Origin of the sequence: Streptomyces sp. NPDC007025 (assembly GCF_042869455.1) — a bacterium.
Taxonomy (GTDB): domain Bacteria; phylum Actinomycetota; class Actinomycetes; order Streptomycetales; family Streptomycetaceae; genus Streptomyces.
The window spans coordinates 773,303-782,408 of sequence record NZ_JBIAFT010000001.1 but is presented as its reverse complement, the minus strand read 5'-3'; the positions used below and the strand labels follow the sequence as shown (position 1 = coordinate 782,408).

Sequence of the window (9,106 nt, the reverse complement as noted above, 5' to 3'; positions counted from 1 at the left end):
GCGGCGATACCGGCCGCGCCCAGGGCGGTCAGGCCGCCGACGGCCAGCCGGCGGGTGGGGCGGACGGCACTCGGAGCGGTGAGGGTGGAGCGCATCAGGAAGCGGGAACCTTTCGCGGGGGGGGCGTGGCGCCGCACCCGGCACGGGGCTGCCGGTGGTCTGTCTGCGGCGTGGGGCCCACCGTGCGGGAGGCACCCCCCACCCCGGCAACCATGTGACCTACGACCCGGACTCGTCCCTCCCGCCGGACCGGTCCTGCCGCCCCCACCCCCACCCCGAAACCGGCATACCGGACATACGAGGGTGGTTCGTACGTGACGCGGACCCTATGGGCGGCCTCACACCACCCACCCCCGCCAGACCCCCGCCCCCGCACCCCCAGTGAGCACCCCCACGCACACCGCCACCGGCCGGGAAGCCGGGAACGCACGTCAAGCTGTCCGGGAGTCCGCCGTGTCCGCTCGTCCGGCCAGCTCCAGAAGTTCGTCGACCGGGTCGCCCCGGAAGGCGGCACGGGCCGCCGCGGCCAGCCGAGCGCGGGCAGGGCCCGGAAACGCCAGCTCGTGCGCGCTGTGCGCCGGTTCGGCCGCACCGGCGGCGTACCGGGAGAGTCCGGCCTGCGCCATGGCCCGCACACCCGCCTCGGCATGCCCCGGCAGCGGACGGTGACCGACGACCGGCAGGCCCACCGCGAGCGCCTGGGCGGCGGTCTGGCCCGCGGCGTTGTCGAGCAGCACATGGGTCGCCGCCATCAGGCCCGGCAGGTCGGTCACCCAACCGAGCGGCAGCAGGCCGGGATGGCGGGTCGCGCGGTGCCGCAGCCGCGTGTCGTTCCCGCACAGCAGCACCGGGACACAGCCGTGGTCCGCGAGTTGCCGCGCCGTCTCCATCAGCCGGGTGCCGACGCCCCAGGCGCCCGTGGACATCAGTACGGCGGGCCGCTCCGCGGAGAGCGGGCGGGTGTGCTGCGCCGCCGCTGCCACATGCCGGTCCAGCAGGGCCCGCCAGCGGCCGCCGACGTCCTGGGGCCGGAGGAACCGGGCGGGCACCACCGGTCCCGTGCTCCGCGCGGGGCCTCCCAGCGCGGAACGCACCTGGGCGGCGGCGGCCTCGGTGACGCACAGGTGGAGATCGTTCCCCGGGTGCAGCCAGCCGCGGTGGACGGCGAAGTCGACCACGACGACCGCGGCGGGCACCTCCAGCGCGCCCCTGGCCCGCAACCGCCCGGTCACCTGAGCGCTCAGATGGAAGGTGGGCACGACGACATCGGGGCGCAGCTCCGCGACGGTTCTCAGGAGCGGGCGCTCGGCGAGTGCCGCCAGCGGTGCGCTGCTGGGGCGGGGCCCGGGCGCGGCGGCCGTGGCGAGGAAGCTCGCGTACACCGCGCCGTAGAGCTTCGGTGCGTGCCGCACGGTGCCCCGGTAGCCGGTCCGCAGCGCCCGGCCGCTGCCTGCCGGGAGCATGCCGAGGATGTCGCGTACGACCGCCGGGTGCCCGCGGGCCCGCAGCCGGTGCGCCAGTTCGTGCGCGACCGCGTCGTGGCCCGCGCCCATGCTGGCACTCAGCAGCAGGAAGCGGTGCGGCATGGGGCTCCAGGGTCGTCGGCGGGCGCGGACCGGCGCGGCCCCGGACCCGCTCGGCCCGGGACAGCGCGCCGGGGCTCTGCGGGCGGCTGGACACGTCCGCAGCCCCTCGGCACGTCCGTAGACCCAGTGTGCTGTCCGCTCGTCGGCGGCGGCGTAGCGACACTCAGCCGTTCCGGACCGGCGCCGCCGTCCCCGGCCTCCGCGGGCGGCGCGGGCCCGCCGGGGCGCGGGGAGCCGAACAGGTGGTTCGGCGGACCCGGGCAGGGCCCCGGGCGGCTGCGGAGCGCGGTTGCCAGCATGCTGGAGCCGGGGCCGGTTGCGCCCCGGTACATGTTCCCGGCCCCGTCTGGGCCCGTACTGCTCACCGGAGGCGTCCGTGTTCGACAGGCTCGGCAGATCCGACGGCCGTCCGACGGATCCGCCGCTCCGGGCCCCTTCGCTGCGGCACCGCTACCGGCGGCATCCGACCGGCAGGCTGTCGGTGCCCACCCGCGCCCGGCCGCTCAAGCGCGCGCCCTCGGGCACGGAAGCGGGTAGCCGGGCGCACCGTCCGGTGGCCCTGGTGACCGGAGCGTCCTCGGGTATCGGCGCGGCCGTGGCCGAGGAGCTCGCCGCGGACGGCTCCTGGCGGCTGCTGCTCAACGGCCGGGACGGGGGACGGCTGGGGCAGGTGGCGACCCGGACCGGCGGAGTGCCGCTGGCGGCGGATCTGGCGGACGCGCGGTCCCGCGCGCAGCTGGCCGAGGAGGCGCTGGTGCACAGTGGCAGGGTGGACGCGCTGGTGGCGGGCGCAGGCATCGGCTGGGCGGGGTCGTTCGCCGCGATGCCCCCGGAGGACATCGACGAGGTGCTGGCCCTGAACCTGAACGCGACACTGCACCTGGTGCGGCTCCTGCTGCCCGGCATGGTGGACCGGCGCTGCGGACAGGTGGTGCTGATCGGTTCCATGGCGGGCAGCGTCGGGGTGCGGGGCGAGGCGGTGTACTCGGCGGCGAAGGCCGGGCTCGCCGCGTTCGCCGACAGCCTGCGCTACGAGTTGGCACCGAGCGGGGTGGGGGTCTCGATGGTGCTGCCCGGAGTGGTCGACACACCGTTCTTCCAGCGCCGCGGGGCCCCCTACCGGCGCGACCGGCCGCGGCCCGTGCCCGCGACGCGGGTGGCCGAGGCGGTGTGCCGGGCACTGCGCACGGGCCGCCCCAACGCGTATGTGCCGTCCTGGATGGCCATGCCCGCGTGGCTGCACGGGACGGCCCCGGGGGTGTTCCGCAGCCTGGCCCAGCGCTTCGGCTAGGCGCCCGCGTGCTGTGGACAGCTCTCTCGGTCCTGCTGGCGGTGCTCGCCGCCATGGGGAACGCGGCCGCTTCGGTGCTCCAGCGGCGGGCGGCGGCGGTGGAGCGGCCGGGCCCGTCCGGGCGGCGGTTGTCGTGGCTGCCGGGACTGCTGCGCCGTCCGGTGTGGCTGTGGGGGGCGGGCACGCTGGTGCTGTCGGCGGTGTGCCAGGCGGGTGCGCTGGCGACGGGGCCGCTGGCAGTGGTGCAGCCGGTGATGACGACGGAGCTGCTGTTCACCCTGGTGCTGGGTGGCCTGGTGTTCCGGCAGCGGCCCGGCGGGCGGGCATGGGTGGCCTTCGCGGCGATGGTGGTGGGGCTGGCGGCGTTCCTGTGGCTGGTGTGGCCTTCTGGCGGGGCGGCCTCTGTGCCCTCCGGCCGCTGGATGGTGATGGCGCCGCTGGTCGTCGCGCTGGTGGCGGTGCTGGTCGTGGTGGCCTTCCGGCTGCCCTCCGCGCCGCGGGCGACCGTACTGGGCTCGGCCACGGCCGTGCTGTTCGGGGTGACGGCCGCGCTGATGAAGGACGCCATCTCCTATCTGGCGGACGACGGACTGGTCGCGCTGCTGACCGCGTGGCAGACCTATGGGGTGGCTGTCGCGGGCGGAGCGGGGTTCCTGCTGCTGCAGATGACACTGCACGCGGGGACGCTGGTCGCCTCGCAGCCCGCGCTCACGCTGGGGGACGCGTTCTTCAGTGTGGTGCTGGGCGCCGCCCTGTTCGACGAGCGGCTGTCGCTCGGATGGCGGGTACTGCCGGAGCTGGCCGCGCTCGCGCTGATCAGTGCGGGAAGTGTGCAACTGGCCCGGTCGCCGGCGGTGGCGGGCACCTCCGGGAAGGAGATCTGGTGAACCGGCCACGCCTGCTGACCGCACTGGCGGCCGCGCCGGCAGCCGTCGCGGCCGCGAACATCGTGCCGGCCGCCACCTGGCTGCCGCCGGTGCGGGCCGCGTTCCGCCCGGAGCTGGACGGGCGCGGCCGGGCCGATCACATCGCGCTGACCTTCGACGACGGGCCGGACCCCCGGTCCACCCCGGCCTTCCTGCGGGAGCTGGACCGGCTGGAGCTGCGGGCGACGTTCTTCCTCCAGGGCGCCGCCGTGCTGCGCCACCCCGCTCTCGTGCGGTGCATGGCCGCCGAGGGCCACGAGCTGGCGGTGCACTGCTGGGAGCACCAGCCGCCCTGGCTCCCGCGCCCGGCCGCCGACCGCCGTGACCTGGAGCGGGCGCTGGCGGCCGTGCGGGAGACCGCCGGGACGGAGCCGCTGTGGTACCGGCCCCCGTACGGGGTGCTCACCGCGACCCGCTGGTGGGCCGCCCGGCGGCTGGGGCTGCGGCCGGTGCTGTGGACCGCCTGGGGCCGCGACTGGCAGCCGGGTGCCGGACCGGACAGTGTGCTCACCGCGCTGGGCGCGCGCCTGAGCGGTGGGGCGACCGTCCTCCTGCACGACAGCGACCGCAACAGTGCTCCCGGCTCCTGGCGGGTCACGCTGGCGGCCCTGCCCCGTCTGGTCGCCCTTTGCCGGGCCGCCTCCTGGCGTATCGGTCCGCTGGCGGAGCACGGGCCGGTGGCGGTGACCGTGGGGACGGCCGGGGCGGAGCGGTCGCCGCTCACGGGCTGACGGGCCCGTGCTGCCGATCGGGGACACCGGGGCTCCGGCCGGGAGCCTCGGAGCACGGCGGACGGTGCCGCGGGTCAGCGCTCCTGCGCCGCCGCGAGGGCATGGACCACGTCGGCCGACGCCGGGTAGAGCGCGCGGTAGAGGGCGTAGAGCTCCTCGTACCTGCCGTTGGTCCCGGGGTGCGGTGCGACGGTCCCGCGGACGGGGTTCCAGGTGTCGGCGGAGGCGTCGGTCACCAGTTGCGCGGCGAGCAGCGCGCCACCGTAGCAGGCGCCGATGGAGGTGGTCCGCAACTCCTGGGATCTGCCGGTGACATCGGAGACGATCCGGGTCCACAGCCCACCCTGGGTGCCGCCGCCGACGGCGACGATCCGGCGGATGTCCCCGCCCGCCCGCTCGATGGCCTCGATGTTGTGCCGGACGGCGTAGGCGGTCGCCTCGAGCGCGGCACGGTAGAGGTCGCCGCGAGTGTGGCTCAGCGTCAGGCCGGCGAGGACGCCGCGGGCGTGCGGATCCATGACGGGGGTGCGCTCGCCCGCGAAGTAGGGCAGCATCAGCAGCCCGTTCGCGCCGGGAGGCGAGGCTTCGGCGAGCCGCAGCAGCTCCGCGTAGTCCGGGGTGCCGAACAGCTCCCGGAGCCAGCCGGTGACGGCACCGGAGGTGGCCGTGCCGCCGGCGAGACTGCGGGTGCCGGGCAGGGCTCCGACGGTGCTCCACAGCGCGGGGTCGGTGAGCAGGCCGGGCACGGTGTGGATGAGGAACATGGTGGTGCCGTACATCAGCATCAGGTCACCGGGTCGGTGCGCGCCCACGCTCAGCGCCTCGGCCCAGGCGTCCACGGTGCCGGTGACGACGGGGATGCCCGGGGGCAGTCCGGTGCGTCGGGCGGCCTCGGCCGTGACGGTGCCCGCGGCCTCACCGGACCAGCGCAGCGGAGGCAGTTCGAGGCCGGGAGCGACGCGGTCGGTCCAGGGCGTGTACCACTGGTGCGCGACGGTGTCGTAGAGCGGGGTCGTCTGGCTCGCCGTGTGGTGGTCGAGCACGTAGCTGCCGGTCAGCTTCCGCACCAGCCAGGAACTGGAGGTGTAGAACCTCCGGGCGTGCGCGTACAGCTCCGGTTCCTCGTCCGCGATCCAGGCGATCTTGGCGCCGGCGGCCTGGCTGCTCAGGTCGGAGCCGCAGCGGCGCCGGATCTCCTCGGTGCCCAACTCCGCTCCGAGGCGGGCGATCTGGTCGACGGAGCGGGTGTCGACGCCGTAGAGGATCGCGGGGCGGAGGGGCACGTCGTCGGCGTCGGTGAGCAGGACGCAGGGGCCCATGCCGCTGAGTCCGACGGCGACGGTCCGGGCGTCGGCCGCCTCGGTCAGCTCCCGGGAGAGGGAGGCCAGTTCGTCCCACCAGACACCGGCGTCCATCTCCACGCGCCCCGGAGCGGGCCGCTCGACGGTGTGCTCGCGTACGGCGGAGGCCAGCAGCGTGCCGTCCAGCCCCACCAGTACGCCCTTGCTGCTGGAGGTGCCGATGTCCACACCCAGGACTGCGTTGAGCGCCATGGCGGCAGGCTTCCAGGGATCACCGGCAGGGTCAACGTTTTCCCTGCTCAGCGAAGGTGACCGGTCGGGCGCGGTGGTCGGCGGGTTGGCGCGGTGGGCGGCCCGCCGCGCGGACGGCGGCACGGGGACGACCGGGCCGGGTCGGGCCGGGGCAGGTCCGGCCGATGCCGGGGCCGGAACCATGTCCTGGATGACGGCATCCTGCGGTTAGTTGACCAAGTGTCAAGGTATGCGCAGTTTTCCGGCCGTGCGGCGGGGGAGGCAGCAGGCGAACCACTCGAAGGGCACCGCCCTCGACCAAGGAGCACCGCATGACACCGGTCACCGTGCGGCCCCGCAGGGCCGCGGCCAGGTTCGCCGCCCTCATGCTCGCCGCGCTGACGCTGCTGTCGCTGCCCTCGGCCGCCACCGTGGCGGCCGTCGGCGCCGCCACCCCGCCGGGCCTGAGCTGCCACACCGGCAGGCACCACAACGACGAGTACACCGGCTACGCCCTGTGCAGGAACAACGGCAGGGCGACGCAGACCTTCTGGGTCCATCTGGTCTGCGGCTGGAGCCCCGACATCGATGGCGAACATGTCACGCTGCGGCCGGGGCAGTCGGGCCAGTCCACCGCGCACTGCAGCAAACTGGGCAGCGGCATCGGGCGGATCGAGGTGCGTCCCTGACCCCGGCGATCAGTCGCGCCCCGGCTCTCGGTCCGCTCCCAGGACCGACGCCGCGAACCGGTGGGCCAGCTTGCGCCACACCGGAGTCGAGGTGACGGCGTCCTCGGTCGCCCGGCGGTGGAGCGCCGCACGATCGAGGCCGCGTTCGGCACGGCCCGCCAGGTCCCAGGTCAGGACCTGGTCGGGCGAGGCCTCCGGGTGGAATTGGACGCCCCAGGCCCGCTCCCCCACACGGAACGCCTGGTAGGGGCAGCGCTCGCTCCGCGCGAGCCATGCGGCGCCGGGCGGCAGGGCCGTGACGGCGTCCACGTGCCGCTCGACGGCCGTCACCGGCGAGGGCAGGTCGTGGAAGAGCGGATCGCACTGCGCCTCGGCCCGCAGGGTGAGCGGCGTGCTGCCGATCTCGGGCTCGCCGTGCTCCGCTGCGACCTCTCCCCCGGCGACGTGGGCCAGCATCTGGCCTCCGAGGCAGATGCCGAACAGCGGCGCGCCTGTGTCGAGCGCCTCGGCCACCAGGGCGCGGGTGGGCGCCAGCCACGGCGCACGTGCGTCGTCGTCGGGCAGGAATCCGCCGCCGAGCACCACCAGGGCCCCGCCCGCGAGCCGCGAGGGGAGCAGCGCCCCCTCGTGGGCCTGGACGGTCCGGACAGCGACGCCCGCTTCGGTGAGCCAGTCGCCGAACCGTCCCGGCCCGCCCTTCGGGGTGTTCTGCACCACCCATGCCGTCGCCACCACCGCGCCCGCCTTCCGCTCGAGTCCGCACCGGCCGCCGCGTTCGGGTCGTGACCCGGGTACCGACAGGCCCGGCTTCCGCGCCATGGTGACACGGCCCGGCGGCCCGGCGGCCCGGCGGCCCGGCGGCCCGGTCACCGGCACCCCGTACGCCGACCGCTGCCGGACGACCACCGGCATCCACGTCGCGGGGCGGCGGACTCCGCCGCGCCGCACGTGCGGTGACAGCACAGAGCGAGGGCCGGACAGGGTGCTTGCCCTTGTCCGGCCCTCGCTCTGTGCACGGCGCCTTGCGCGTTGCTCCGGTCGGCCCCCGGCCGTTCAGATACGGCCGCGGGTCCATCGCGTCACGGGGCCCGCGCTGCTGCGGGCGGTCCTCCGCCCCAGCGCGAACGCCCCCGCCAGCAGAGCGAGGAGACCGCCGGCCGTGCCGGCGGTGAGGTTCCTGCGCTCCTTGACGGCGGTCGCACCGGCGGCAGCAGCCGCGCCCGCCTTGGCCCCCGCGGACACCAGCGTGTCCTTGGCGGCCTCGCCCTTCGTCCTGGGGTTCTCTCCCGCGGAGCGCGCGTCCTCGTCCGTGGCGGCGCCATGGGCACCGGGTCGGGCTCCGTTCGCCGTCACGGTCTCGACCGCGCTCTCCGCGCTGCGTCCCTTGGAGTTCTTCACCGGGTCAGCCATGCCGCTGCGGGTGACCGCACAACGCGGCCCCAAACCGTGCGATGTGCTTCCGCGTCCGTCGGTCAGCCGCCGTACATCCCACGGAACACCACGAAACCGAGCACCATGCCGATGACGAGCCCGGCGACGGACACCCCGATCGCGACCGGTGCGAGCCGCTCCTGTTTGGACTTGGCGACGAAGCCGCAGACCATGCCCGCTATGCCGAAGCCGGGCGGGCAGAATATGAAGGCCACGGCACCGAGCACGATCCCGACGATGCTCAGCGTGTTGGAATCGTTGGCCGGTGGCGGGCCTGGCTGGTACGGCTGATTGGGCGGACCTGAGTACGACACTAATTCCCCCTCCAGGGTCGGTGCTGCCACCCTATGGAGTGAGAGCTGGGCTGGGTAGCCCGTGTGACAGCTCTGCAACCCGGGCTTGATCAAGGTGTGGCTGGTGTAACCGGGGGCGAACAGTCGGGGGAGCTGTTCGCCGCGGCGTCGGCGAACCCTCGCAGGCCCGTGAGAAGCGCCTCGCGATCCGTGGGCGGCATGGCCGCCAGGATGCCGAGCAGGGCCTCCTCGCGCCGCTCGCGCAGATCGTGCAGATGTGCCCTGCCCTGCGGAGTAAGCCGCAGCTCCAGCTCGCGTCCACTGGTGGGACTGGGTGAGCGCGCGACGAAGCCGATGGCCTCCAGCCGGTCGCAGAGCCTGCTGACCGACGACGGCGCGGAGCCCAGCGCCTCCCCCAGCGCCCGCAGGTTCATCCCCTCGTCGCGGTCGACGCAGTACATGACACGCAACTGCGACGGGGACACCGGCGCGCGGGCGGTCGCGTTCCGGCCCTGCTCCCAGAGCACTTCCAGCAGTTCGATGATCTCGCCCGCGCACTGTCCGGCCTGCTGGGCGCAGCCGCCGGGCAGTGAGGGATCCCTGCCCATATCAGTACCACTCCCTAAC

At 75.0% G+C, this 9,106-nt stretch carries 10 protein-coding genes; 4 read left to right on the top strand and 6 right to left on the bottom strand.

What is annotated here, in order from left to right; translation table 11 throughout:
- Positions 1 to 431: 431 nt before the first annotated feature.
- Positions 432 to 1,586: a galactosyldiacylglycerol synthase gene (locus tag ACFYMO_RS03340; RefSeq protein ID WP_366770327.1), complete on the bottom strand. Its 1,155-nt coding sequence runs from the start codon at positions 1,584 to 1,586 to the stop codon at positions 432 to 434.
- Between the two features lie 376 nt (positions 1,587 to 1,962).
- Here ACFYMO_RS03340 and ACFYMO_RS03335 point away from each other — a divergent pair, with 376 nt between their 5' ends.
- Genes ACFYMO_RS03335 through ACFYMO_RS03325 form a run of 3 tightly spaced genes read left to right on the top strand, consistent with a single transcriptional unit; the run spans position 1,963 to position 4,534 of the window.
- On the top strand, positions 1,963 to 2,877 hold the full coding sequence (locus ACFYMO_RS03335) for an SDR family NAD(P)-dependent oxidoreductase (RefSeq protein ID WP_388543751.1): 915 nt from the start codon (positions 1,963 to 1,965) through the stop codon (positions 2,875 to 2,877).
- 8 nt (positions 2,878 to 2,885) lie between these two features.
- Positions 2,886 to 3,764, top strand: coding sequence for a DMT family transporter (locus tag ACFYMO_RS03330; protein ID WP_366770328.1), 879 nt, complete (start codon positions 2,886 to 2,888; stop codon positions 3,762 to 3,764).
- A complete protein-coding gene (locus ACFYMO_RS03325; RefSeq protein WP_366770329.1) occupies positions 3,761 to 4,534 on the top strand; it encodes a polysaccharide deacetylase family protein in 774 nt (257 codons plus the stop codon). Before ACFYMO_RS03330 ends, ACFYMO_RS03325 begins: the two co-directional genes overlap by 4 nt.
- Positions 4,535 to 4,608: 74 nt before the next feature.
- Here ACFYMO_RS03325 and ACFYMO_RS03320 read toward each other — a convergent pair whose 3' ends face one another.
- Positions 4,609 to 6,087, bottom strand: coding sequence for an FGGY-family carbohydrate kinase (locus tag ACFYMO_RS03320; protein ID WP_366770330.1), 1,479 nt, complete (start codon positions 6,085 to 6,087; stop codon positions 4,609 to 4,611).
- 311 nt (positions 6,088 to 6,398) lie between these two features.
- Between ACFYMO_RS03320 and ACFYMO_RS03315 the strand changes: the two genes are divergently transcribed.
- Positions 6,399 to 6,755 (top strand): hypothetical protein, encoded by a 357-nt coding sequence (locus ACFYMO_RS03315; RefSeq protein ID WP_388543747.1) that lies wholly within the window; start codon positions 6,399 to 6,401, stop codon positions 6,753 to 6,755.
- Between the two features lie 9 nt (positions 6,756 to 6,764).
- Here ACFYMO_RS03315 and ACFYMO_RS03310 read toward each other — a convergent pair whose 3' ends face one another.
- From ACFYMO_RS03310 to ACFYMO_RS03295, 4 genes are all read right to left on the bottom strand, one after another.
- Positions 6,765 to 7,487 carry a type 1 glutamine amidotransferase gene (locus ACFYMO_RS03310; protein WP_366770535.1) on the bottom strand — a complete coding sequence of 241 codons (723 nt, stop codon included), beginning with the start codon at positions 7,485 to 7,487 and terminating at the stop codon, positions 6,765 to 6,767.
- A gap of 321 nt (positions 7,488 to 7,808) precedes the next feature.
- The gene (locus tag ACFYMO_RS03305; RefSeq protein WP_388543744.1) at positions 7,809 to 8,165 is read right to left on the bottom strand and encodes a hypothetical protein; all 357 of its coding nucleotides are present in this window, start codon (positions 8,163 to 8,165) and stop codon (positions 7,809 to 7,811) included.
- A gap of 62 nt (positions 8,166 to 8,227) precedes the next feature.
- Positions 8,228 to 8,500: a hypothetical protein gene (locus ACFYMO_RS03300; RefSeq protein WP_026005078.1), complete on the bottom strand. Its 273-nt coding sequence runs from the start codon at positions 8,498 to 8,500 to the stop codon at positions 8,228 to 8,230.
- Between the two features lie 89 nt (positions 8,501 to 8,589).
- Positions 8,590 to 9,087, bottom strand: coding sequence for a MarR family transcriptional regulator (locus tag ACFYMO_RS03295; RefSeq protein WP_366770332.1), 498 nt, complete (start codon positions 9,085 to 9,087; stop codon positions 8,590 to 8,592).
- Positions 9,088 to 9,106: the final 19 nt, after the last annotated feature.